Source organism: Henriciella marina (genome assembly GCF_027213945.1).
GTDB classification, from domain to species: Bacteria; Pseudomonadota; Alphaproteobacteria; order Caulobacterales; family Hyphomonadaceae; genus Henriciella; species Henriciella marina_A.
In genome coordinates, this window is sequence record NZ_JAPWGW010000003.1 from 133,281 (window position 1) to 157,748 (window position 24,468).

The window sequence follows — 24,468 nt, forward strand, 5'->3', positions numbered from 1 at the left end:
GTATCCTTTCATTAGAATGCTTACGATAAAGCTAGAGGGAAATATGCTTAATAATTGGGACCGACGCTATCTTGAGTTAGCGATAGTGATCAGCGGTTGGAGCGAAGATCCTGACCGCAAGGTTGGCTGCGTAATTGTCGGTCGCGACTCCGCCATTAGAGCTATTGGTTTCAACGGCCTGCCGAGATCAATTTCAAACCAAGTACCGTCAAGATTTGAACGCGAAGGTGGCGAAAAGTATAGATGGTTTGAACACGCTGAAACCAACGCAATTTTTGCGGCTGCTAGAGCGGGAATAAAGCTTGAAGGCAGCTGCATGTATCTTTCTTGGTTCCCATGTGACAACTGTGCACGTGCTATCATCCAAGCTGGCATCAACAGACTGGTCGCGAGCGAGGTCGATCTTGCAAATCCCGTTTGGGGCCCTCGGATGAAACTTGCACATTCAATGCTTGAAGAAGCAGGTGTCGAACTAGTTTCGTGGGCAACCTCCCCCTAAAGCGGAATATTATCGTGCTTTTTCCAGGGGTTCTCGAGCTCTTTGCCACGTAGTGTCCGTAGCGCCTTGCAGACCCGCCGCCGCGTCGAGTGCGGCATGATGATGTCGTCGATATAGCCTTTGCGGGCGGCGACGTAGGGGTTGGCGAAGTTGTCTTCGTACATCTTGGTGTGTTCGGCGATCTTTTCGTCATTGCCGAGGTCCTTGCGGAAGATGATTTCCACTGCGCCCTTGGCGCCCATCACGGCGATTTCAGCCGTGGGCCAGGCATAGTTCATGTCGCCGCGAAGGTGTTTGGAGCTCATCACGTCATAGGCGCCGCCATAGGCCTTGCGGGTGATGACGGTGACTTTCGGGACGGTGGCTTCGGCATAGGCAAAGAGCAGCTTGGCGCCGTGTTTGATGAGGCCGCCATATTCCTGCTTGGTGCCCGGCATGAAGCCCGGCACGTCGACAAAAGTGACGATCGGGATATTGAAACAGTCGCAGAAGCGCACGAAACGGGCGGCCTTGCGGGAGCTGTCGATGTCGAGGACGCCGGCGAGCGTCATTGGCTGGTTGGCCACGAAGCCGACGGTCGAGCCTTCCATACGGCCAAAGCCGCAGAGGATGTTGGCGCCGAAATCGGGGCTGATTTCAAAGAAGTCGCCTTCATCGGCGGTCTTCTCGATCAGCTCGCGCATGTCGTAAGGCGTGTTTGGATTGTCCGGGATGAGCGTGTCGAGGCTGTGCTCGACGCGCTCCGGATTGTCGAAGCTTGGGCGCTTTGGCGGGTCTTCGCGGTTGGACAGCGGCAGGAAGTCGATGAGGCGGCGCATCTGGATGAGCGCCTCGATGTCATTGTCGAACGCGCCATCGGCAACGCCGGATTTCTTGGCGTGGATGGACGCGCCGCCCAGCGTTTCGTGGGTGACTTCCTCATTGGTGACGGTTTTGACCACGTCAGGGCCGGTCACATACATGTAGGAGGTGTCCTTCACCATGAAGATGAAGTCGGTCATGGCGGGGGAATAGACATCGCCGCCCGCGCAAGGCCCCATGATGACGGAGATCTGCGGGATGACGCCGGAGGAGAGGACGTTTTCCATGAAGATGTCGGCATAGCCAGCCAGCGAATCGACGCCTTCCTGGATACGCGCGCCGCCCGCATCGAAAATGCCGATGACCGGCGCGCCATTGCGGGCCGCGGCCTTCTGGATCTTCACGATCTTTTCCGACTGGGCCAGCGAGAGCGAGCCGCCAAAGACGGTGAAATCCTTTGAGAAGACATAGACGAGACGGCCATTGACCGTGCCAAATCCAGTGACGACGCCGTCGCCCGGAATACGCTGTTCTTCCATGCCGAAGTCGTGGGAGCGGTGCTCCACGAACATGTCGGTTTCCTCAAAGCTGCCTTCGTCCAGCAGGAGGGTGATCCGCTCACGCGCGGTGAGCTTGCCTTTTTCGTGCTGCTTGGCGATGCGGCCTTCGCCGCCGCCCATGCGGGCCTCTTCGCGTTTTGCCTCAAGCGCTTCGATGACGTCTTTCATGGGGCAGCCCTCTCGATCGGTGAGTCCTTAAATCTGGCTGTCCTTGTTACTGAATGGGGCGGGCGACGCAAGAAAAAGGGCAGGCTGCCGCATGGGCAACCTGCCAGCCTTTCTTCAGTTGGGCGTGGGCCTGCGTCCAGCAGGCCCGATCAGGCCCTAATTTCCGCGATGACCGCGGTCGCCCCGGCCGCCATAGAGCGGGGTCTGGGTCGCCGTGGTCGTCGTTACGGTATGGGCGCCGCGCGGGCCGTAGGTGGTGGAGGAGTGGCTGCGATAGCCATGATGGCCGTTATTGTAGCCTCTGTTGTAGCCGCGATTACCGCGGCGGCCCGGCTCTGGAAGGCCGGCGAGTTCCACCACGTTGCCGCGGCGAACCGTGCAACGTACATCCCGGTAAAATTCGCGGCGGCGACCTTCGAACTCGACATCGTTGAAGCGAACGACGAAGCCACGCGGGCCGATCTGACGAACGCGCAGGTCATTGTCGATGTCGACATCGCGGAAGCCGGCACGGTAGCCCTGACGCTGGATGACGGCGGCGCACTGGCGCACCGCATTACGGCGAAGCTGGCGGGTCTGCCATGGGCGCTGACCATAGCGGTCATTGCTATAATAGCGGCCATCGCGCCCACGCCAGCGATCATTACCGACGGAGATATAGAATGACGCGTCAGCGACGCTAAGCAATGCGCCCGAGATGGCGGTTACGTCACGGTGAGGGGCCTCATCCGCAAAAGCCTGGGCGGCGGTGAGTGGGAGAGCCGCTAAAGCCAGCGCTGCCACACGGTTATTCATGACGTGCTTCATCATGAAAGCAGGAAACCATGCTGGGCCGGAACCAGGCCTGACCGCCTTGTTCGGTTTCAGTTCACATTCTCGGTTATTCAGAGACCAGGGCCAGCGAGGGCCTTGGTAGAGCCGAAACTAGGCCTTGATAGCCGCGAAGAGCTGGCCGATGGCGTCCGCGTCTGCGCGGCGGCGAGCGACGACATCCATCGCTTCTTGATCCTCTCCCCACTGCTCAATCTGCCAGGTTTCATCAATGCGCGAGAGGTCAAAAGCATCGAGGGCATCGAGCTCCCCCTGCTCCACCGCGAGCGCGAGGACAGCCGAGCCATAAAGTGCCATCGCCCAAGTGAGTGCGGTGAGGCGGAGGTCATCAAGACTGGCCGCATGGTCCCGAGCCGCTTTCAGCGAGGCGTCCGGCTGGGGTGAGGCAATGACGCCCTCGACCGGGACAAGCACGATGTCGAGCTTTTTACCCGCCCATTCGCGCCAATGGCCCCAGCCTGCGTCCTGACGGGCGCGCAGCTCGCTCGGGCCGTCGGCCAAGTGGCAGACAAGGTCGGTTTCGGCATATTTGGCGACCTCGTCGGCCAGCGCGTCGCGTGCGCCCGGAGCGCCGTCGATAGACACGTTCAGCAGTCGCGTCAGCGGCATGGTGGTCGGGTCGATCAGGTCACCCTGCGCGGCCCATTCTTCTGCGATGAGGGTGGCAAGCGTCTCGTGCTCGGTCGCAAGGTGGTTCTTCTCTGGCGTGCGCACAGGCTTGTCGTCCAGCAGGATGGCCCATTTGTCCCCGTCACGCGAAACCGCCGCCTCCTTGTAGAAGCGGCGGGGCAGATTTGGCGGGGTGGGCTTGCGCGTCGTCATGTAGCGACCTCATGCCATGCGCGGGCAAAAGGTCAAATCCTGCGTTCAGCTAGCCCGCTGCGGTCGTATCGGCTTCTGCGTGACGCTGGCCGGAAAGGTCCATCTTGTCGACGACCATACGGGTATTGCGCTCCATCAAAATGATGCTCTGTCCGATACGAACCGTCTTGAGGTTCTCTGCCTTACGCTCCAGCGCGAGATTTGCGCGCCATTCAAGGGCCAGTGGATACATCGTTTCGGGGAATGCCTCACCGACTGCGATACGGTCTTCCAGGGCGGTGCGCTCAAAACAGAGCTGCTGTGCGGCGAGACCGACGTCGCAATTGCGGTCGGCGAGGTCGAAGTTGCGGTCAAAGACAGCGGTATCGTTCGCGGTAAACTGTGTCGCGACAGAACCGCTGGATGTGCTCGAATGGGCCGACAGAGCCAGTGCGCCACCACCGATTGCGGCAACTGCAAGTCCCGTCAGAATATAATCGATGTTGTACTTCACGGCTTGGGTCCTTTCAGGATGCTTCATTGCGATCTGGTTAGAAACGGAACGCAGCGCCCTCCATATAGATCCATGTCTTCTGCAGTTTTCTTCTTTTTTATCCGCGCATTAAACGAAAAAGGCCGACCTGTTTCCAGGCCGGCCTTTTAATTGGGTGACTGCGAAAAGCCTTACTCGACTTCGTCTTCGAGCTCGTCGCCAGCTTCTTCCATTTCGTCGCCGGCTTCATCGATTTCTTCGCCCATTTCTTCTGCCGGGCCATCATTGTCGTCACATGCTGCGACACCACCAATTGCGCCCATACCGATGAGAAGTGCGACCAAAGACTTTTTCATGAGATTCCCCTTGTTTTCTGGATACTCAGGGGTCGAAACGCCGCTGATCGAAGGCCGTTCCCTAACTGTTGGAAATTTTTTCTTCGAATGAGACCAGACCGCCATGCAGGCTGGAGAATGTGTCATGCACTTCGTGCGCGCCGGCTGCGTGGAGTTCGTTGGCACGTCCAAATCCCCAGCTGACGCCCATCGTATGGATACCGGCATTGCGGCCCATGGCGATGTCATGGATCGCGTCGCCGATGATGAGCGACTGGTGCGGCTCGCAGCCGAGCGCGTTCATGCACTGCTCGACCATGAAGGGATGCGGCTTGCCGGGGCCATCATCTGCACACCAGACAGTGTCGAAGTACTGCTCCAGCGGATGCATCTCGAAAATGGCGCGGATGCCGCGATGCGACTTGCCCGTCGCCATGGCGATAAGCCAGCCCTCTTCAGCGATGCGCTTCAGCGTCTCTTCGGCGCCATCATAGAGCGGCTCGACGAAGTTCTCTTCGGCGCGGCGCGCGACGAAGGCTTCCTTATAGGCCGTGCTCAGACCGACTGGGTCATGATAGTCCGGTGCGAGGATGCGACAGGCCTCTTCAAGGCCAAGGCCGACAATCTTCCGGGTCTCCTCATAGGCTGGCTCTGGCAGGCCGCAGACACCAAAGGCCCGGCACATGGCCGCCTGGATGACTTCGCGACTGTCCACGATCGTACCGTCCATGTCCCAGATGGCGAGTTTCAGTTGGGTCATTTCAACAAATCCATTTTCCGCAGACCCCTGCGCAGGCAAGGGTCATGAAGCGAAATCCAAGTTTGAACGAGAAGAGGGGTGGAGCACCCTGGCTACCTGCCTTCGCAGGTATTGTCGGAGAAGAGCACGCCAGAATTCCGGTCCTTAGATAAAGAGCTCAAACGGGTCCTTGCCGGCTTCCTGTTCGAGGAAGCCAAGCGTATCGAAGGTCCGCTTCATATGGCCCGACAGTGGCACCTGAAGCAGAAGCGGCTTCTTGTTCTTGCGCGGGATCTGGAGGGCCCGCGCATGAAGGTGCAGGCCATTGGCAACGCCCTGGGGCACTTCGCGGCGGGTCATGTACTTGTCATCACCCAGGATGGAGGTGCCAAGCTCATGCATGTGAAACCGCAGCTGGTGCATCCGCCCCGTTTGCGGGCGAAGCGCGACCCAGGCGGCTTTCTGACCGGCTTGAGACACCGTGACATAGTCGGTAATCGCGTGGCGCGCGCCCTCATCATTCTGCGCGCATTGAACCATACGCTCGCGGCCCTCGGAGCCCTCACCCTTGGTCATCCAGCAACGCACCTGTCCGGCAGGTGGCTTCGGGGCGCCCACGGTGACGGCCCAGTAGACTTTTTGCATATCGCGTGACCGGAAAAGATCGCCGAGCCAAGCCGCAGACGCCGGGTGACGTGCAATCAGAAGGAGGCCGGACGTTTCCTTGTCGAGACGGTGCACGAGTTTCGGGCGATACTCCCCGTCCGACAGGATATCCAGCATACCGTCGATGTGACGGTCGCCCTGCTTTGTGCCGCCTTGTACGGCAATGCCGGCCGGCTTGTTCAGCGCGAACAGATCATCATCCTCATAGATGACCATCTCGCGCATGAACTGCTCATCCTTGGCCGACGCGGTGCTTGCCGAGCGAGCCTTCTTCTCTGCCGCCGTCGGCTGGTGCAGAGGGGGCAGGCGAACGACCATGCCAGCCTCAAGGCGCGTATTGGCCTTGGCGCGGCTGCCATCGACGCGGATCTGACCGGAGCGGAGCAGCTTTTCGATCTGGCCCTGTGTAACATTGAGGCGGCGCTTCACCCAGCGGTCGAGGCGCGTGCCCTCTTCCTTCGGGTTGACAGTTTCATTGATGACTTGGCTATTCATGCCAGTACCTTCCGCATGATCATCATGCCTATGAGAACAAGAGCGAGGCCCGCTACAACGGATAGGCCCGCATAGGCAATGGCGCGGGTCCAGTCGTCTTTCTGAATGTATTGCGCGATCTCGAGGGAGAAAGCCGAGAACGTCGTGAAGCCGCCGAGGAGACCGGTTGCAAGGAACAGACGCGCGCCCTGTCCGCCGCCAAGGCTTTCACCCTTGAAAGCCAGCCAGCCGATGAGCAGTCCCATGAGCAGGCCGCCCGCCAGATTGACGAAGAAAGTCGCCCACGGCCAGCCCGTAAACCCAAAGCGTACGGCTGCGAGCCCCGCCCCGTGGCGGAGGCTGGCGCCGAGCGCGCCACCGAGAGCAACATAAAGAAAACCGTTCATCGACGGGGCTTTTACGGCGATTGGCTGGAAATTGACAGTCTGCAGCCCAGCGCTGACGTTGCGTCGCGTCTTGTCATGAAGACGCCTGCCGATACGCTCTCCTCCAACGTGAATGTCCGCGAAGAGACATCTCGGGAGGAAGAGATGAATTACGATCTGATCATCGTCGGTGGTGGTATCGGCGGGTCTGCAATGGCGGCGACCATGGCGCGCGCAGGCAAGTCCGTACTGCTTCTGGAAAAGTCAGCCACTTTTACCGACCATGTCAGGGGAGAATGGATCGCGCCCTGGGGCGTTGTCGAGGTTCACCGCCTAGGCTTGTACGACCTTCTTCGAGAGGCGGGCGGCCATCACATCACCTCTCACGTTCACTATGATGAAAGCCGTGCGCCCACAGCGGCCGAAGAAACGGCGCTACCGCTCGGAATGTTTGCGGAGCACGTGCCCGGGCCGCTCGCGATCGGTCACCCGCATCATTGCCAGACATTGTATGATGAAGCCGTGCGTTGCGGCGCAAAGGCTGTGCGCGACATAAACGTGACCGATATCACGCTCGGCGCGGCACCAGCCGTCACCTATGAGCAGGACGGTCAATCCTATACGGCGCAGGCTCCGCTTATCATTGGCGCGGAGGGCCGCATGTCCCCGACGCGCAAGGCGGCTGGCATAAAGCTGCATCAAGATAAGCCCCATCACTGGTTCGCGGGCCTTCTGGTTGAAGGCGTGGAAGGCTGGGACGAAACACGCCAGGCCATCGGCACGGAGGGCAGTTTCGGCTTTCTCGCCTTCCCGCAAGGGGGCGACAAGGTTCGCGTCTATGGCGGCTATGCCCTGGAAGACAAGGGGCGGTTTGCTGGCGAAGACGGTCCGCGCAAATTCCTGGAAAGCTTCCGGATGAATTGTGCGCCAGGAAATGAAGCGATCGCCGACGGGAAACCAGCAGGCCCCCTGCTCTCCTATTTCAACAATGATAGCTGGACGGATGAGCCATTTGCAGACGGGTGCGTCCTCATCGGCGATGCAGCGGGTTGGAACGACCCGATCAATGGTCTCGGGCTCTCAATTACCTATCGCGACGTCCGCATGGTGTCTGACATCCTGAAAGCGACCCCCGCGGGAGAAGCGCCTGATTTTTCAGAATACGCGGCAGAGCGTTCCGAGCGGATGCGGCGGCTGCGCTTTGCAGGCCACCTTCAGGCCTCGCTCGACATGGAGTTTGGCGAAGACGCTAAAGCGCGCCGCAAGCGCTATCTCGAGCGCGCGGCCGCAGACCCGAGCCTCGGCCTGCACGGCGTCGCCATCATGGGCGGGCCAGAAATGGTCCCGCCAGAAATCTTCACCGAAGAACACAAGGAAAGGGTTCTGAACGGATGAGCCCCATGGATATCGAACGCTTCAATGCCGACTGGTTACAGGCGTGGACGGACAAGGATGTCGATCGGCTGGTCGGCTTTTACTCGGCCGACACGGTTTATAAGGACCCGCAGGTGCCGCATGGCGTCGAGGGCCGTGAGGCGCTGAAAACCTATCTGCAGACGCTATTCAGTTCCACGCCGCCAATGACCTATTTGCCTGAACTGGTCTGGGCCATTCAGGGCGGCTTCTGCGGACGCTGGTATTGCGACATTGGCGAAGGCGGCAAGGAGGGCAAAATCCGGGGCTTCGACCTCGTCCTGATCGAGAACAGCCTGATCAAGCACAATGAAGTCTACGTCCATCCACTCAGCGAGACCGCCAATGCCTGATATTCGCGATTGGAAAAGCATCGACGCCGACTGGCTGACAGCGGCGCTCAAGAGTGACGGGATCGATGCTCGCGTTGCCGCATTCGACGCTGGCAAGGTCGGCACTGGACAGATTGGCGACTGCGTTCGCTTCAAGCTGAACTACGCTGAAGCTTCGCCGGACGCGCCCGCCACCATGGTCGGCAAGTTTCCATCAGAGGGCGCGGAAAGCCGGGCGACGGGGATCCAGCTCGGCAATTACCTGCGCGAGGTGAAGTTCTACCAGCTGCTACAGCCAGATGCGCGTATCTCGACCCCACATTGCTATTTCACCGACGTGAATGAGGAGACCCATGATTTCGTCCTCATGATGGGCGACATGGCCCCTGCCGAACAGGGTGACCAGCTTGAAGGTGTCACGCTGGAAGAAGCAAAACTGGTGCTGAAAGAGGCTGCCAAGCTCCATTCGGCCTACTGGCAGGACGAGAAGCTAGATCAATATGACTGGGTCATGGGCACGACGAATGCGCCAGACGTTCTGGATCCTGACATGATTGCGGGCCTCTGGGACGGTTTCAAGGCCCGGTACGCTGACCGTGTAACGCCCGAAGCCATGAAGGTCGGCGATGCGCTTTCGCGGAATATGGACAGTTACGGCGAGAGCCGCGAGGGGCAGAAATGCCTGATCCATTCGGACTTCCGTCCGGACAACATGTTGTTCGACCTCTCCAACAAGGACAAGCCGGTCACGGTGGTCGACTGGCAGAGCTTCGGTTATGGCCCGGGCGGCGCCGATGTTGGCTATTTCATTGCCGGCGCCATCGACCCGGCAACCCGTCAGGCGAATGAGAGCGCACTGGTGGATCTCTATCTTGAGGAACTCAGCCGTCTGGGCGTCTCAAACTATGACCGCAGCGACTTTCTTCGCCATTATGTGGCCGGGGCGTACCAGCACTTCTTCACCTCCTATTTCGCAGCGATGCTGGTTACGCAGACCGAACGCGGCGACAATATGTTCTTCCGAATGCTCAACGGTGCGGTAGATCTGATCTCCGACCATGACGCGCTCGACTGGTATGGCTGATTAGGGCCGGAGGCTGGGCGAGCCTCGAAAGCGTTCTATCTGGCGTGGCAGTCTAAGAGCCAGCCAGAAAGGTCCAGCCATGGTCTCCTCTCTTTCCAGAATACTCCTCGCCGCCTGCGCGGCCCCTGCCCTCACCCTCGGCGCCTTTGCACAGGCGGCCGGGGAAACGATGACGGTCACGGGAACCGAAGGCACGGTCCTGACGGCCGAGGCGCTCGAGACATTTGACGGCGCCTGGGCGATGACCTTCCTGCCGGATGGCCGCGCACTGGTGACTGAGCAGGACGGCGACCTCTGGTTGCTCGGCACGGATGGCGCGAAGCTGGGCGAGATCGCCAATGTCCCAGCGGTCACTATGCGCGGCCAGGGCGGCCTTGGCGACATCATCATCCACCCGGACTTCGCAGAAAACGGAACCGTTTTCCTGTCCTATGTCGAACGCGATGCTCACGATGACACACTGTCCGGCGCGGCGGTCGACAAGGCGACGTTGGAACGAACAGAGACCGGCGGCAGCCTGACCGGTATCACCCGCATCTGGGAACAGTCGCAGAAGGTGCCGGGCAACGGCCATTATGGTCACCGGCTCGCTATCGCGCCTGATGGCAATCTGATCATCACCTCCAGCGAACGCCAGAAATTCAGCCCGTCGCAGAATATGGACATGAACCTTGGCAAGGTGATCCGCGTGACGACCGATGGCGCCCCGCTCGAAGACAATCCTTTCTACGGCAATGGCGGTGTCGCCGACACGATCTGGTCGCTCGGCCATCGCAACATGCTGGGCGTCGCCTTCGACGCAGATGGCCAGCTCTGGGTGCATGAGATGGGACCAGCGGGAGGCGATGAGCTTAACTTGATCCTGAAGGGCGAAAACTACGGCTACCCGATCGTTTCGAATGGTGAGCACTATAACGGCAAGCCATTCTTCGGAAATCACGAGGATTACCCGATCTATGAGAACCCGGCCGTTTCCTGGACGCCGGTCATAAGCCCTGCAGGCCTGATCATCTATGACGGCGAGACCTTCGCCGACTGGCAGGGCGACGCCTTTATCGGCGGGCTCTCCTCCAAAGCGCTGGTGCGTGTCGAGTTCGAACAGACCCCTCTCGACAATCAGGGCTCTGGTGGCACCTCCTCCACCATGGAGACCACAGCGAATGAAGCGGAGCGCTATGAATGGGGCAAGCGTATCCGCGAAGTGGAACAGGGGCCGGACGGCGCGATCTATGTGCTGGAAGATGATGCCGGTGGCCGCCTTATCCGCCTGACGCCTGCGGCTGAATAGCGATCTTAGAACCTGAGACATTCAGGCCGTCCTTTCAGACCGAAAGGGCGGCCTCTTTCATTCTGGCGAGGAAATCTTCGGGAAGCGGCGCTTCGAGCTGGAGCCTTTCTGTTCCGGGCTCAGGGTGCGCGATGTCGAGGCGTGCGGCATGGAGCATGAGACGATCTGCTGACAGTTTGCCTGATCCATAAATACGGTCACCAAGGATGGGGCTGCCAAGTGCAGCCATATGCGCACGGATCTGGTGCATGCGGCCTGTGACAGGTTTTGCCTCGACCAGGGCGAAGCTGTCGGACCGGGAAAGTATCTTCCAGTGTGTCTCAGCGCTCATCGCGCCTTTCTGGTTTGCCGGGGCGGGTATCATCTTTTCACGCCCGCCCCTGTCAGATGGCACTTTCAGGAACGCTTCTGAGCAGACCCCATCATCCTCGGCCGGCACCTGGCCCGATACGAGGGCGAGATAGGTCTTCGACGCCTTGCGGTCCGAAAACTCCTGCGAGAGGGCTGCTGCGGCTGGCTTGGTGCGGGCGACGACCAGAACGCCGGTCGTGCCGGAATCGATGCGGTGTACGAGACGGGGGCGCTTGCCATTCGATCTCGCAAACGCCCACAGCAGAAAGTCGAGCGACTTGCCGCGACCGCCTGCGATTTGCACGGCAAGACCAGCTGGCTTGTTGAAGGCTAGCACCTGGTCGTCCTCGTGGATGAGAAGGCCGCGCACAAAGGCACGGTCTTCGTCCGGAATGTGTGGGATGGGCGTGTTTCGGGCCATGACCTGCTCATAACGCGGGCGGACGGACTGCCGCAACGGGCCGTGCCAGCCAAAGAAAAAGGGCGGCCCCGTGAGGCCGCCCCTTCCTGATATTCCGATCTTCCGGAACCTCGAAGGACCTAGAAGTCCACCGTGGCGCCCATGAAGATGTAACGGCCGAGTGCGTCGTACACCTGCGGGTAGGTGTTACCGTTACCTGGTGCCGTACCAACGACGGAGGACAGCGGCGGATCTTCATCCGTGACGTTGTTCACACCGAAGCGGATGCGGGTGTTGTCCAGGAGCTGGTAGCTCGACGACAGGTCGAAGTAGTCCTGAGCGTCAAACGAAGCGTTGATCGGCGCAGGGTTGGATGCGTCGAGGTCAACTTCGCTGAAGTGGCGCCAGGTACCGGTGACGGACAGCTTGCCGTCGAGTGGCATCCAGGTCGCGCTCGCCTTGTGGCGATACTCAGGGTTTGCACCGTTACCGAAGTTCGACTGACAGCGGCCGCCATAGAGGCCAACACAGTCAAACGGAGGCGTGACAGATGCGTCTGGCAGCGACTGAACTTCGAGGCTTTCGAGGAAAGTACCGACATAGTCGAAGCTGAAGACACCGGTCGCACCTGCGTCATAGCTGTAGTTTGCCTGAAGGTCGAAGCCAGTGGTTTCGAGGCTACCCGTGTTGACGTTCGTCGCGATGAAGAAGCCAGTCGGGTTTGCCCAGAGAGTGCCACCGGTACCGCGGTTGATGAGCGAGCAGAAGAACTGGTCGCCGGTCAGGGCACACTGGTTGATCGAGGTCTCGGCAGGCACCGTCGAGATGTAGCCTTCCACTTCGATGCTGAAGTAGTCGAGCGACACTGTGAGGCCGTCGATGAAGCTCGGCGTGAACACTGCACCAACAGTGAACGTATCCGACTCTTCTGGTTCCAGCTCTTCGTTACCACCGGTCAGGATGTTGTACTGGCCAGCTGGGCTGGTCAGCGACTGCGAGCCATAGTTCGCTGGGTCAAGACCGGTGTTCGCACACTGAGCCTGGGTGAAGAGCGGGTTCGGGCCGGCACATGGGTCGCCATCTGCTGGGTCGAACAGCGTCAGGCCTGCTGGCGAGAACAGTTCGAAGATGTTGGCAGCACGAACAGCGCGCTGGAACGAACCGCGAACCATGAAGTCCGAAGTCGGCGAGTACTGAAGGCCAACCTTGTACGCGTCGGAATCGACGTTGTCGTAGTAGGACTTACGATAGGCAAGGTCCATGTTCAGGTCATAGATGCCTGGACGTTCCTGAACCAGCGGGATGTCGAGTTCTGCAAAGATGTCGATGACATTCTGCGAACCAGAGATCGCCTGGGTTGGACCACCCTGACCAGCACCGTCGCCGGACTGGTATGCGGCATCCGGGTTCGAGTCGAGCGTGTCACGGCGGTATTCAGCACCGAAGGCCCAGCCTGGTGCGTCGACAGCCATTGGCGAAGCAATGCCGTAGTCGCCAAGCGAACCGAACATCTTGCCGGAAATGACCGTCTGGGTCACGTCGCCGTTACGGTTCAGCGGGCTAACGACATAGTCGATTGCTGCTGGATCCGGAGCCGCACCAGACCAGATGTCGTAAGGCACACAGGCCGCGTCATCATTGGTTGGGTCAGCGTCGACATTGACGTTACAAGCCACGCCGCCATTGCCATCTGGAACCGCGTAGAGCGCGTTCGTCAGCTTACGGATGGAGAGGTCGTTGTTGTAGACTTCCGTACGGACCACTTTCGCGAACGATGCATAGACATCGTAGCCGATCGAGGTGCCTTCCAGATCGCCGCGGATGCCGATGACATTGCGGAAGGTCTGGTGACGGATGTCCTGGTTACGCGGACCGCCTTCGACGTTCCGGCGAAGTGCCAGAAGCGAACCAACGCCGACAACTGCGTCAGGTGCGAGACCATCACAGCCGATGAAGGACGTTTGTTGAGCCGACAGGAATGGGTTGTCACAGTTCAGGCCACCAGCCGAACCAGCAACACCGTAGCCGAACACACCGGACGGTGCGATCTGCGAGTTGGTTTCGTTTTGAACGAACATGAACTCGCCATAGGCTTCGATATTGTCCGTGATGTCATAGTTCAGGAACGTGCCGAACGTGTACTTCTCGTTCGGACGCTGGAAGTGGTTGAACGGGTTGAAGTTGAACGTGTCAGAGACGAAGTCACGCGCGATGAACTGGCCAGAACCCGATGGGTCCACGCGGCCCCAGGTGCCGGTTGGCAGACCGCCGCCCAGATCGAGCAGGTTGGTGAACTGGTTCGTACCCGAACCGGCACAGGTGAACTCGTTGCCGCCATTGCGGGTACCAAGCGCACACTGTGCGTAGTCGCGGTCGCCCTGAAGGACTTCGTTGACATTCTGGTACGACGCGAAAGCCATCATGTGGCCGCGGTCATTATCGAAGTTGCCACCAGCCATCAGGGTGACATCGACGGCATCGCCATCTTCGACAGAGCCGCTTGGCACGCGGTACTGGCTTGGGTTGATGGCTGAGAATTCTTTCAGAAGACCCTGAAGCTCACCATCATTGTTGTGCTGGTAGAAGCTGTAGTTGGCGTCGATCTGGAAGCCTTCGAAATCGTCGTTCATGACGAAGTTCACAACGCCAGCAATAGCGTCAGAACCGTAGGTCGCCGAGGCACCACCGGTCAGAACGTCAACGCGCTCAACCAGCTGGGTCGGGATCGAGTTGATGTCTGGCGCGGAGATGTTCAGCGAGCCGTATGGAAGGCGGCGGCCGTTCATCAGAACGAGCGTACGCTCGGAACCGAGACCACGAAGGTTGACGGAAGCAGTACCGGTACCACCGTTCGCGAGCGAAGAACCTTGAGCACCGAATGCCTGTGGCAGGGTGTTGACGAGGTCTTCAGCGCGGATCGTACCACGAATGTCGAACTGCTCAGCATCAAGCTCGGTGACCGGGCTGGTTGCCGTCAGGTTGCCGGACTGCGGAATGAGCGAGCCGGTAACAACAACCGTCTGCTGACGCGCCTCAGCCTCTTCCTGCGCTGGTACGGTTTCGACATCATCCTGCGCAAAGGCAGGTGCTGCGAACACCGTCATTGCCGCACCGGCGAAAACCGCCGACGTTAGCAAATGTTTTTTGAGTGTATTGCCGTTCACTGTTGAACCTCCAGATTAACTCGCGTGTGCCATGCATTTTGGCAACCGACCCCTCAGAAATCGGTATAGGTGACAGTGCTATCCAAGAAGATTTCGTGGCGTCAATCGAAAGTGACAATCTCGTGACGGATTCTCGAAAAAGTGTTGCTAAGATGTCGACACGCTGAATTTTCAGGGCGTTATGGACTTTCAGCAACGCGTCACACTGCGAGCAGAGACAGGACAATCAAAGCAAACATCAGCACAACAAGGCTGATAAGCCAGAAGAATGACAGGACCACCATTCGCAAAAAGGCCTGTAAATAGCCCGTGCCATACGCACCGCGCATGCTGAACATCGTATAGACTGGAAGGGCGAGGGAATAATATAACCCGGCGACCCATCCGCCCAAAAGGGCCGATAATCCGAATGCCAGCGTGGAGCTAAGATAGATCCAGCTGTGCAGATGAAGCGCGTGGATCGCGTGGTCATAAACATAGATGCTCCGGCGCCACGCATACATCAGCGCAAGCGCCAGGACGGTCAGTGGCACAAGAATGAGGCTCAGACGCGGTGCCCAGTTCTCGGCAGCGGTCGTGAACAGCCGGGGGTTGTCGATTGTACGCTGTATCGCGCCTTCCAGGCGTTCGCCGAACTCATCTGACCCTACGTCGATATTATTTTCTTGCGGCTCCGAAACAGGCTCATCCGGCTCCGATTCGGCTTGCGTCTCGTCGGCCTCAGCCTCGGCTGCCGCATTCGCCCGCGCGCTTTCGAGTATGCGATCAAACTCGTCCTCATCGAAATTTTCAGTCTGGGCGAGATATTCAAAGAGTGCCTCTCTCTCTTCTGGATTGAGCTCTGCCCCCTCACCAGTCTCGATCTGGCTCAGCGCATTGACGCCGTTCGTGTTGATGAAGGCGAAGGCAACGAAATAGAAGATGAGGCTGGAGAGCAGGAAAAGCCTGAAGGGCGGCACATAGCGCGCCCGCTTGCCGTCACTGTAGTCGCGGCTGAGCTGCCCCGGCTTGAAGAGTAGTCTCGGAAGCGTACGCGCAATGCGCCCATCGAGCGCAAGACTGTCCGACACTGTCTCCGCTACGAGAGAAAAAACGGGCCGGTGAAAACTGGCGGCCAGCTGACCGCAATTGGGGCAGTAACGATGTTTCACCATCACACCGCAATTGCGGCAGGGTTGGCCCTGCAGATCGGCAGTGCCGCCCGCAGAAAGAGCGCCGGCCGATGCAAGGCCTGCTGCTTCCAGTTCGTCGCTCATAGCCCCCCGGCCCCCTTGCTTCCCGCCTACTCCTCGGCGCTGTCAGTGGATGCGGCCTCAGCGTCCGCGCCCGACTCTATGTCGGCGCGGCAAAGCCAACGCGAGAGATGATCGTCCTGCGCATTCTCGGCCCAGCCGGTCAGCTCCGGATCGACAAGGTTCTTGGTCACCTGGATCCACATCGGCGTGATCGGATAGTCCTCCAGCATCAATGCTTCGGCTTCGGCAAAGATTTCCGCGCGCGCCTGCAGGTCACGGGTGCGGCTCGCCTCCGCTAGAAGCGCGTCATATTCCGGGTTGGAATAGCGGCCATAATTCTGCTGGCCCGTCTCGGAATCGAGCAGGTAGAGGAAGTTGATCGGATCGTCGAAGTCCGCCACCCAGGCGCCGTCCGCAACCTCAAAGTCCGACTGACGAAGGCGTGCGTAAAGAACCTTTGTGTCCTGACGAAGGATTTCGGCGTTCACCCATGGGGCAATCTCGTTCCAGTTTGCTTGGGCCACGGGCGCGGCTTTCGGATTATCGTCGGTCGAGCGGTGGATGAACTCGAAGGACAGCTTGTTATTGGGACCGTAACCAGCCTCTTCCAGAAGCGCGCGGGCCTCGGCCAGTCGCTCTTCGCGCGTCATGTCGGCAAAGCCCAGCTCAGGGCGATCGACATTATAATTGCTCATCGTTGGTGGCACGAAGGAATAGGCCGGGATGTAGCCGGGCGTCAGCACGCGGTCGACGATGAACTCGCGGTCCAGCGCCAGTGACAGCGCCTTGCGCACACGCACATCGTCAAACGGCTCCTGGCTGGAGTTGAAGCTCCAATAGGTCGTAATCAGGCTTGGCGCGGTGCGCACCCAGCCCGGGAACTTTGCTTCCAGTTCTTCGGTCCGGCCCCCATCAAAGCCATTATTGATGTCGAGCTCACCCGCCTCAACGCGGCGTTCCACGGCTGCGGCGTCCTCGATCTCGAAATAGGCAACGCGGTCAAAGCAGACTTCATCGGCCTCATAGAAGAACGGATTCTTTTCGGAAACGAGCTGGTCGCCCGTGCGCCAGTAGGCGAGCTTGTAGGGGCCATTCACCTCAATATTTTCAGGCTGGATCCACGCTTCGCCATACTGTTCGACGATGTGCTCAGGCACTGGATAGGTGGTGTAGTGGGTCAGAAGGCCGAGCAGGTAAGGCGCAGGCTCTTCCAGCGTGATCTCAAAGGTGTAGTCGTCGATGGCGCGCACGCCGAGCTCTTCCGGTGGCAGCTCACCAGAGTTCACCTGCGCTGCATTCTTCACGACGTAGAGAAGCGACGAGTATTGCGACGCGATCTCCGGGTTCTGGATGCGGCGGAAGGCGTAGACGAAGTCATCGGCCGTGACAGGTTCACCATCCGACCATTGCGATTCGCGCAGGTTGAACGTCCAGGTGAGGCCGTCTTCGCTCGTTTCCCAGCTTGTCGCGACGCCCGGAATGACTTCGCGCTCTGGCGTGATGGTCATGAGGCCGACGATCATGTCGGAGATCACGATATTCTCCCACTTCGCCGAAGAGCGGTGCGGGTCGAGCGTATCGACCTTCGCAGAAATACCGCGGCGCAGGACGGCGGCTTCTTCACCATCCCCCGATCCGTTTCCTCCGCTGCCCCCACAGGCCGCGAGCGTAAAGACCAGACCAGCTGCGCCGGCCGACAGAAGAACGGATTTAAGAGATTTCATCATGACTTCCCGTGATTTTCGTTACGACTTAGTGTTTCATGTGATCAGGCGCTTGGAAAGATAGCGCACCACAGTTGAGCAGCAGATGAACAGGCATGCGACACAGTTTACCCCTTTCGATACTTATTCTGAGCACAATTCTTCCGGCAGCAGCGCAAGAAGCCACGTCATTCAGTACGCGTGAGGTCTATGCTTGCGCCGACCTTGCAGACGATGCCGCGCGCCTCGCCTGTTACGATGACGCTGTCGGGCGCCTCAAATCTGCCGAGGAAACCGGCGAAGCAGTTGTCGTCACCCGCAGCGAGGTTGAGGAAGTGCGCCGGGATTCCTTTGGCTTCTCCATTCCGAGCCTTCCAAACTTCGCCTCCTCCGTGTTCAGCGATGGCGAGGAGATCGACGAGGTTTCCTACCCCGTCGCTTCGGTCCAGAAGACAGCGCGCGGCAAGCTCTACATAACCTTGCAGAATGGCCAGGTCTGGCAGCAAATCGACAATAAGCGCATCTACTATTCCGCCAAGCGCGGCGTGGATGGCGCGACCATCAAGTCAGCGGCCCTTGGCAGCTATATGATGAAGCTGGATGACGGCCTGCAGTTTCGCGTCGAACGCCTGAAATAGCTGGCCAACAGAATCAAAGACCCCTGCGAGCGATGCCCGCAGGGGTCTTTTCATTTGCGCGAAAAGTTTCGCCTATTCGTACTTCACAGAGCAGCCATAAGGCGCTGCCCAGCTCGTCTGTACCGTCTCACCCGATTGAAGCGCATCAAGTGCCGCAGTCACGTAATTTTCAGCCGTATCGATGTCGGAAACGCGTGAAGATGGGATGGAGTCGATTGCGCCAGCATAGGCGATGTCGCTATCGGGCTCGATGACGAACATGTGCGGCGTGGTCTTGGCCTCATAAAGGCGACCGATATCGCCAGACGGATCGAGGATGACATGGGTCGGTGAGGCGTCGCGCCCGTCATTGATCTCGATTGCGCGGTTTCCATCGACATGGCCTTGCGTGCCCGGCGCCGACGAGATCACCTGCAACCAGACGATATCATCCTCGCCTGCGCGATCCTGAAGACCCTGCATGTTCTGCGGCGGGTCAGCATAGTGTTTCTGCACAAACGGACAGCCATCATTGGTCCATTCGAGAATGACGGTTTTCCCTGCAAAGCCCGAGAGCGAGACCTGCTCACCCGTCGCCGTCATGCCGGTAAAGTCCGGTGCGGGCTGACCCGGCTCAGCTGCAGGGGCGGCGGAGGCGGAAAACGCGATCATCGCGCCAGCGCTGAGGGCAACGGCAGCGGCCATGCCGGAGGCAAGTCCAAGGTTTCGACGGGTAAGAGCGGTCATGATGTCATCCTTTCTGCGTGGGCGGTACTGGTCAAAAGGCTTCGAGCTTGCGTTTCAACATGCCCGGATTGAGCAGGGTCGGCAGGACTTCCGGCTCTGGCTTACCCGGCGCGTAGAGAAGATACATCGGAACGCCCGGACTTCCACGCCGCTTGAGTTCATCGGAAATTTCGTCATTCGGCCGCGTGAAATCTGCGACCAGGAAAGTGACATTGGCGTCTTCCATGGCTTGCAGGACGTCTTCGCGCTTCAGCGTCGTGCGCTTGTTGACCTGACAGGTCGCGCACCATGACGCGGTAAAGTCGACGAAGATGCCGCGTTCCTCGCCGATAAGCTCCTCCACGCGCGCTGGCGACCATGGCTCTGGTTCATAGGCCGCTGCATAGGACGCCGCCGCTCCACTTGTCGCCGGCGCTTCCTGCAGCCCTGACGCGACCGGCCAGACAATACCAACGAGAACAAGCGCTGCGCCGACTGCAACGATACCGCTACGCAGGCGTCCGCCTGCCACGCTGACGAGCCAGACACCGAATGCGAGAATGACCGCGCCGAACGCTGTCGCTCCTGCAGCCGGGTGATTCCCGAGCACGGTGATCAGCCAGGCGGCCGTGAGGAACATAGGGAAGGCAAAGGCTTGCTTCAGCCGCTCCATCCAGAGCCCCGGTTTCGGTAGCGACTTATGCAAACCCGGCACATAGCTCAGCACCAGGAACGGCAGGGCGAGGCCGAGGCCCAGCATCAGAAACACAGCCATCACGACAGGCCATGGCTCGTTCAGGACAGCCCCCAGCGCGCCGACAACGAATGGGCCGACACAGGGCGCGCCAACGACCGCGGCCAGCACACCTGTGAAGAACGCCCCTGCACTATCCTGCCGCCCCGCGAGACCGGAGCCGACATTCTGGACCGACGTGCCAAAATTTACGACGCCGAGCAGCCACAGGCCGATAACGACCATAATAAGCGCGAGCGCAGCGACCACTGCCGGGTATTGAAGCTGGAAGCCAAGGCTGACGAACTGGCCCGCCGCCCGAAGCGCAATGAAAACAAGCCCGGTCACGGCGAAGCTGATCAGAACGCCTGCCGTATACCAGAGGCCATGCTTGCGCAGCTCACTACGCTCACCGCTGGCTGCGACCTGAACCATGCCGATCGCCTTGATGGACAGCACAGGCAGGACGCAGGGCATGAGGTTCAGGATAAGGCCCCCAAGGAGTGCAGAGCCGATCAATAAGAAGAAGTTGATCCCGCCACTTCCATTGCTCGGGATCGTTGGAAGACCGCCCGCACCGCCGCCAATCGCAGCCCCGTTTCCGCCTGAGCTTCCAAGTCCGCTGGTTCCGGCAAGCAAGTCACCTTCGCTGGCGGAGATGCGAACGGCGACGGGTGTTGCGCCATCTACAGCGACGCGAATTAGGCCTGTGAGGGCCTCCGGCATGCCAGCCCGAACGGGCGTTAATTCAATCGCCACGCCCTGTTCGCCGAATTCTACTGGCTGCGGCGCGGCGTGGACGATCTCATGTCCGTCAGGAAAGAAACGCGTCTCTCCAGACACACCAACCAGCTCACCCCCCGCCGCTGACAGGATCCAGCTTTCGTCATCTGCGGTGAGGGAGGTTTCGCCGGAAAACTGAACGGGCACATCGCCAAGCGCGTCGGCTATACGTGCGCCATTCTCGCGGTCTGGCACCTGCTGCGGGCCGACATCCAGCGTCACGGCAAGATCAACCGATTCCGGGATGCAGATATCCTTGCAGATCAGGTAATCGATTTCACCGCCAAGACGGACCGGCCCGGTCACGCTTTCCGGGATCTGGACTGGAAACGGCAGGACGATCTCGCCGCTATAGCCGTAATCCATGATCTCACCTTCGACGACAGGGAGAAGCTCTGGCAGAGGCCAGTCGATCTCACCAATCGCTTCGGCATCCACAGTGGTCTGGTCGTCCCAATAGGCGCGCGGCGGAATGCCCGCGTCTCCAGCATTCTTCCAGTAGATGTGCCACTCATCATCCATCTCGAAGCTGAGACCGAACCACACGGTTTCGCCTGGAATGGCGGTCTCGCGCTCTGAAATCAGTTCGACGCGCGCATGCCCGCCATCTACCGGCTGCGCCTGAAGCGGCGCGAGGGCTGGCGCTGCGATGAGAGCAAAAAGAAATGGGAAGACGAATTTCATCATTGGGCGATAAGTCGGCCTTTATTGAGAAGAATTCCAGAGGGCTGGATGTCGCAAATTTTCATTGCCCGCCAGCGCTCTCGCGCAATCGTGATGCACAGGTGTAAACAAAAAGGCCGGACCTTTGCGAGGCCCGGCCTTTTCAGAAATGAACTTGAAAGGCTGACCGCCTTTCTTCAATTCGGCTAGATCTGTAGGCTTGGGCCGTCAGAGCCGCCCTGTGGCTGCTGTACGGCGTCTGCTTCCTGCGCACGCAGGGCCCGGTTGATAACGCGTGACCAGTTGAGCAGCGAGATATTGTGCGCGAGGACGGCACCAAGCATGCCATTGCGCTGAAGCTCGGCGATCTTTTCCTCTGGAAGTGCATTCACCTTCTGCTCGTCGATCGCATAGTATTTCGCGACGACCTGCGGATCACCGATATTGTTGCCGCTATTGTCGCGCGGCTGGAAGGTCGCTTCACGCTCTGCGAACAGGCCGAGCTTGTCGATTTCCTTCACGAATTCTTCGGTGCGGCGACGCTGGCTTTCAAAGTCGCGGCAGAAGTTCATCGCATTCGTGGTAAATTCCGATGGCTGGCCGTCATTGAAGAACGGAATTTCCGGCTGGTTGGAGACCATGGCTGCGTCGCGGTCGACACAGAGGACCAGACGCTCCTGAGAGCTGTCATTCGCGAAAACGAATGGATACCGGCGGGCAAAAGCAGGGATGTAGAAGTCTGAATCGACGGCCCCGTCCTTTACGTAAAGGTTCTCATTATCGCGCACACCCATCGCGCCGATTGGCATCTTGTCCTTGCCGACGAAGATGATCGGGTATGATGTGGAAGCGAGGCCGAACTCATTCACCGTGAGAGGAACAGCATGTGCCTTGCCAAGAAATGAGAATGGCTTTTCGATCGGCTTGATGCCGAGACCGCCATGCTTTTCAGCATTGAGAGGCTGGGGATTGGAATAAAACAGCACTTGCCCGCTAAGCGGAGACGCTTGGGCCGACTGGGAATTTGCCACGGGAACACTCCATTGATTGACCGGCGCGGTTTACCGGATAAGCCAGACGCTCACAACCGCCGAGCAGCTATTGCCCCGCCCGTTTCACGCCAGCCTATTGAAAGCGGATTTTCACGCCTGATGAGACCAGTCCGGAACCTTGCAAGAATGCGTCCAGTTTTCGCGCTCGCAGCGGTCAGCCTCGCAGCGTCCTGTGGCCCCGCCGTGAACGAAGACGGCATCGCGCGGCGCACGGTGCGCGACATCAACCGCGTGATGGAAGACACCGCACAGGCTGAACTGGCGCTGTCACCGGAAACCGCCACCCGGCTGGGACTCGAAGAAAGCAGCGCACGCGTCTCCATCAACGATGTGCTGGATGACCGTTCGCAAGCCCGGTTCGAACGCGCGCGCCTTTTGCGGATAGAGCTTCTCAACCGCTTGCTTCAGACGCCCTACATCCCGTCGGAGAGCGAGCTTGCCCGGCATCTCGACGTGATTTCGAGCCATTATGAGGCGCTGACCCGACTGGAGGCCTACGGGTACGGGCGCTATTCGCTGGGCATGGCGCGCCCCTATGCTGTCGACCAGATAAGTGGCGCCTGGGTCGATGTGCCCGATCTACTGATAAGCGCCCAGCCGCTCCGTTCGCATGCAGACGCTAAAGATTATCTCGCGCGTCTGGCGGCACTGCCGGATACCATCGCCGATGAGCGTCGTCGTCTCTTGTCCGATGCGAAGAGCGGGGTGATCCCGCCGCAAATCGTACTCGACCAGCTTGAGGCGCGCCTGCGGGAATTTGCTCGGCAGCCAATCCAGACCCATCCCCTGATCCAGACATTCGGGAATGTGGTCAGCGGCCTTGACGCCACGGCCGGACCGTCTGCGAACACATATCGCGAAGCCGCTGCCCGAACGATGCTGGACGAGGTCATTCCAGCCTATAGAGAATTCGCTGACGAGGTCGCGCGCCTCAAGCTGCAGGCACCGAAAGAGGCCGGCATGTCCTCCCTTCAGGATGGTGACGCCTATTATCGCGACCTTCTTGCCTTCTATGCGTCGCCGGACGTTGGGCCGGAGTTTCTCCACCAGGAGGCTTTGAGCGCCATCGACGCAATCAATGCAGAGATTGATGCGCAGTTTGAATCGCTGGGCCTGTCAGGCGGCACTGTCGGCGAACGCCTCGCCTATCTCGCGGAGACGCCCGGTCAGGCCCGGCCGCTGAATGTCGATACGCGCACGCAGGTTCTGAGCACGCTGCGCCAGGCCGTATCGGCGGCAACTGAAGTACTGCCTCGCATGGTTGCGGATGCGGCGAATGAAAGCCTGGTCGTCGCGCGGATGCCAGTGCTGAAAGAAGCAACTTATTCCGGGGCGCTCTATTCGCCGGCGACCGCAGATGGCACCAGCCCCGGCCTCCTTCTCATCAATCTTGGCGAAGGTGAGGAATGGCCGCCCTTCACCCTCCCAACGCTTGCCGCCCATGAAGGCGTGCCGGGTCATCACACCGAAAGCACGATGACGACGCGAACGCGCAACCCTCTACTGCGCCAGATGATCTGGGACGTGGCGTTCGGCGAAGGCTGGGGCACCTATGCTGAAGACCTTGCCGATAGTGCGGGCCAATACGGCGATGACCCGCTGGGGCGGCTTGGCTATCTCCAATCCATCCTGTTCCGGGCCGCACGCGTGGTCGCCGATACGGGCCTCCATTCGCGCGGATGGTCCTATCAGCAAGCTGTCGATTATCTCGTCGATACGACGGGACTGCCGCGCACCCAGATGGAGCGTGAAGTTCTGCGCTATCTAGTCTGGCCAGGCCAGGCTGTTTCCTACTTCGCAGGGCGTAACCGCATCCTTGACATGCGCACCCGCGCAGAGGCCGTCGTTGGCGCGCGCTTCGACAACGCCTCGTTCAATTCGGTAATCCTGTCAGGCGGACCGCGGCCCCTTGATCTGGTTGAGGCTGACGTAGAGAGCTGGTATCAGCGACAGCTCCAGAACTGACACGGCCAGTCTTCGGGCGAAAAAAGAAGCCACGCCTTACGCTCAACATTGTCGCAAAATTGACATAGGCCTTGCCACGAAGATACGCGTGGATTAAGTGGCCTTTTGCTCACTATGCCTAAAAGCGCTGGGCAGCGTCAGATTTCTCCTCTTCGTCAAAGGAAGACTTGAAATCCGGCGACGGCATGACCAAGTAATGCTCATAT

22 protein-coding genes are annotated in these 24,468 nt (G+C 59.5%); 7 read left to right on the forward strand and 15 right to left on the reverse strand.

Annotated elements, in window-relative coordinates; genetic code table 11:
* The first annotated feature begins 16 nt into the window (after nucleotides 1-16).
* Nucleotides 17-499, forward strand: coding sequence for a deoxycytidylate deaminase (locus O4G74_RS09885; protein ID WP_269402443.1), 483 nt, complete (start codon nucleotides 17-19; stop codon nucleotides 497-499).
* On the opposite strand, the gene O4G74_RS09890 is transcribed toward O4G74_RS09885, so the two are convergent.
* The 8 genes from O4G74_RS09890 to O4G74_RS09925 all read right to left on the reverse strand — a co-directional run bounded on the left by O4G74_RS09890 (nucleotide 496) and on the right by O4G74_RS09925 (nucleotide 6,774).
* Entirely contained in the window at nucleotides 496-2,028 is a 1,533-nt protein-coding gene (locus tag O4G74_RS09890) for an acyl-CoA carboxylase subunit beta (protein ID WP_269402444.1), read from the reverse strand. The two genes, O4G74_RS09885 and O4G74_RS09890, sit on opposite strands and share 4 nt — an antisense overlap.
* Nucleotides 2,029-2,184: 156 nt before the next feature.
* Nucleotides 2,185-2,838, reverse strand: coding sequence for a hypothetical protein (locus O4G74_RS09895; RefSeq protein ID WP_269402445.1), 654 nt, complete (start codon nucleotides 2,836-2,838; stop codon nucleotides 2,185-2,187).
* A gap of 114 nt (nucleotides 2,839-2,952) precedes the next feature.
* Complete coding sequence (locus O4G74_RS09900) at nucleotides 2,953-3,681, reverse strand: ATP12 family chaperone protein (RefSeq protein ID WP_269402446.1); 729 nt, start codon at nucleotides 3,679-3,681, stop codon at nucleotides 2,953-2,955.
* Between the two features lie 49 nt (nucleotides 3,682-3,730).
* Entirely contained in the window at nucleotides 3,731-4,174 is a 444-nt protein-coding gene (locus O4G74_RS09905; protein WP_269402447.1) for a hypothetical protein, read from the reverse strand.
* A 170-nt stretch (nucleotides 4,175-4,344) separates the two neighbouring features.
* Nucleotides 4,345-4,509 carry a hypothetical protein gene (locus O4G74_RS09910; RefSeq protein ID WP_269402448.1) on the reverse strand — a complete coding sequence of 55 codons (165 nt, stop codon included), beginning with the start codon at nucleotides 4,507-4,509 and terminating at the stop codon, nucleotides 4,345-4,347.
* 61 nt (nucleotides 4,510-4,570) lie between these two features.
* A complete protein-coding gene (locus tag O4G74_RS09915; RefSeq protein WP_269402449.1) occupies nucleotides 4,571-5,248 on the reverse strand; it encodes an HAD-IA family hydrolase in 678 nt (225 codons plus the stop codon).
* Nucleotides 5,249-5,392: 144 nt separating this feature from the next.
* On the reverse strand, nucleotides 5,393-6,388 hold the full coding sequence (locus O4G74_RS09920) for an RluA family pseudouridine synthase (protein WP_269402450.1): 996 nt from the start codon (nucleotides 6,386-6,388) through the stop codon (nucleotides 5,393-5,395).
* Nucleotides 6,385-6,774 (reverse strand): fluoride efflux transporter FluC, encoded by a 390-nt coding sequence (locus O4G74_RS09925; protein WP_269402451.1) that lies wholly within the window; start codon nucleotides 6,772-6,774, stop codon nucleotides 6,385-6,387. The genes O4G74_RS09920 and O4G74_RS09925 overlap by 4 nt, the downstream gene beginning before the upstream one ends.
* A 75-nt stretch (nucleotides 6,775-6,849) precedes the next feature.
* Between O4G74_RS09925 and O4G74_RS09930 the strand changes: the two genes are divergently transcribed.
* The 4 genes from O4G74_RS09930 to O4G74_RS09945 all read left to right on the forward strand — a co-directional run bounded on the left by O4G74_RS09930 (nucleotide 6,850) and on the right by O4G74_RS09945 (nucleotide 10,870).
* Nucleotides 6,850-8,148 (forward strand): FAD-dependent oxidoreductase, encoded by a 1,299-nt coding sequence (locus O4G74_RS09930; RefSeq protein WP_269402452.1) that lies wholly within the window; start codon nucleotides 6,850-6,852, stop codon nucleotides 8,146-8,148.
* Between the two features lie 5 nt (nucleotides 8,149-8,153).
* Entirely contained in the window at nucleotides 8,154-8,519 is a 366-nt protein-coding gene (locus O4G74_RS09935) for a YybH family protein (RefSeq protein ID WP_269402453.1), read from the forward strand.
* Nucleotides 8,512-9,582: a phosphotransferase gene (locus tag O4G74_RS09940; RefSeq protein WP_269402454.1), complete on the forward strand. Its 1,071-nt coding sequence runs from the start codon at nucleotides 8,512-8,514 to the stop codon at nucleotides 9,580-9,582. Before O4G74_RS09935 ends, O4G74_RS09940 begins: the two co-directional genes overlap by 8 nt.
* A 79-nt stretch (nucleotides 9,583-9,661) precedes the next feature.
* The gene (locus O4G74_RS09945; RefSeq protein WP_269402455.1) at nucleotides 9,662-10,870 is read left to right on the forward strand and encodes a PQQ-dependent sugar dehydrogenase; all 1,209 of its coding nucleotides are present in this window, start codon (nucleotides 9,662-9,664) and stop codon (nucleotides 10,868-10,870) included.
* Between the two features lie 34 nt (nucleotides 10,871-10,904).
* Here the strand turns inward: O4G74_RS09945 and O4G74_RS09950 are convergent, their stop codons facing one another.
* The 4 genes from O4G74_RS09950 to O4G74_RS09965 all read right to left on the reverse strand — a co-directional run bounded on the left by O4G74_RS09950 (nucleotide 10,905) and on the right by O4G74_RS09965 (nucleotide 17,747).
* Entirely contained in the window at nucleotides 10,905-11,642 is a 738-nt protein-coding gene (locus tag O4G74_RS09950) for an RluA family pseudouridine synthase (protein ID WP_269402456.1), read from the reverse strand.
* A 119-nt stretch (nucleotides 11,643-11,761) separates the two neighbouring features.
* Complete coding sequence (locus O4G74_RS09955; protein WP_269402457.1) at nucleotides 11,762-14,785, reverse strand: TonB-dependent receptor domain-containing protein; 3,024 nt, start codon at nucleotides 14,783-14,785, stop codon at nucleotides 11,762-11,764.
* A gap of 200 nt (nucleotides 14,786-14,985) precedes the next feature.
* Nucleotides 14,986-16,041 carry a DUF3667 domain-containing protein gene (locus O4G74_RS09960; protein WP_269402458.1) on the reverse strand — a complete coding sequence of 352 codons (1,056 nt, stop codon included), beginning with the start codon at nucleotides 16,039-16,041 and terminating at the stop codon, nucleotides 14,986-14,988.
* Between the two features lie 26 nt (nucleotides 16,042-16,067).
* Entirely contained in the window at nucleotides 16,068-17,747 is a 1,680-nt protein-coding gene (locus O4G74_RS09965; protein WP_269402459.1) for a peptide ABC transporter substrate-binding protein, read from the reverse strand.
* 92 nt (nucleotides 17,748-17,839) lie between these two features.
* On the opposite strand from O4G74_RS09965, the gene O4G74_RS09970 reads away from it, so the two are divergent.
* Nucleotides 17,840-18,361: a hypothetical protein gene (locus tag O4G74_RS09970; RefSeq protein ID WP_269402460.1), complete on the forward strand. Its 522-nt coding sequence runs from the start codon at nucleotides 17,840-17,842 to the stop codon at nucleotides 18,359-18,361.
* A gap of 72 nt (nucleotides 18,362-18,433) precedes the next feature.
* Here the strand turns inward: O4G74_RS09970 and O4G74_RS09975 are convergent, their stop codons facing one another.
* The 3 genes from O4G74_RS09975 to O4G74_RS09985 form a co-directional block, all read right to left on the reverse strand.
* A complete protein-coding gene (locus O4G74_RS09975; RefSeq protein ID WP_269402461.1) occupies nucleotides 18,434-19,087 on the reverse strand; it encodes a redoxin domain-containing protein in 654 nt (217 codons plus the stop codon).
* Nucleotides 19,088-19,118: 31 nt separating this feature from the next.
* Nucleotides 19,119-21,269, reverse strand: coding sequence for a protein-disulfide reductase DsbD family protein (locus tag O4G74_RS09980; protein WP_269402462.1), 2,151 nt, complete (start codon nucleotides 21,267-21,269; stop codon nucleotides 19,119-19,121).
* A 182-nt stretch (nucleotides 21,270-21,451) separates the two neighbouring features.
* The gene (locus tag O4G74_RS09985) at nucleotides 21,452-22,276 is read right to left on the reverse strand and encodes a SapC family protein (RefSeq protein ID WP_269402463.1); all 825 of its coding nucleotides are present in this window, start codon (nucleotides 22,274-22,276) and stop codon (nucleotides 21,452-21,454) included.
* 147 nt (nucleotides 22,277-22,423) lie between these two features.
* On the opposite strand from O4G74_RS09985, the gene O4G74_RS09990 reads away from it, so the two are divergent.
* Complete coding sequence (locus O4G74_RS09990) at nucleotides 22,424-24,262, forward strand: DUF885 domain-containing protein (protein WP_269402464.1); 1,839 nt, start codon at nucleotides 22,424-22,426, stop codon at nucleotides 24,260-24,262.
* Nucleotides 24,263-24,468: the final 206 nt, after the last annotated feature.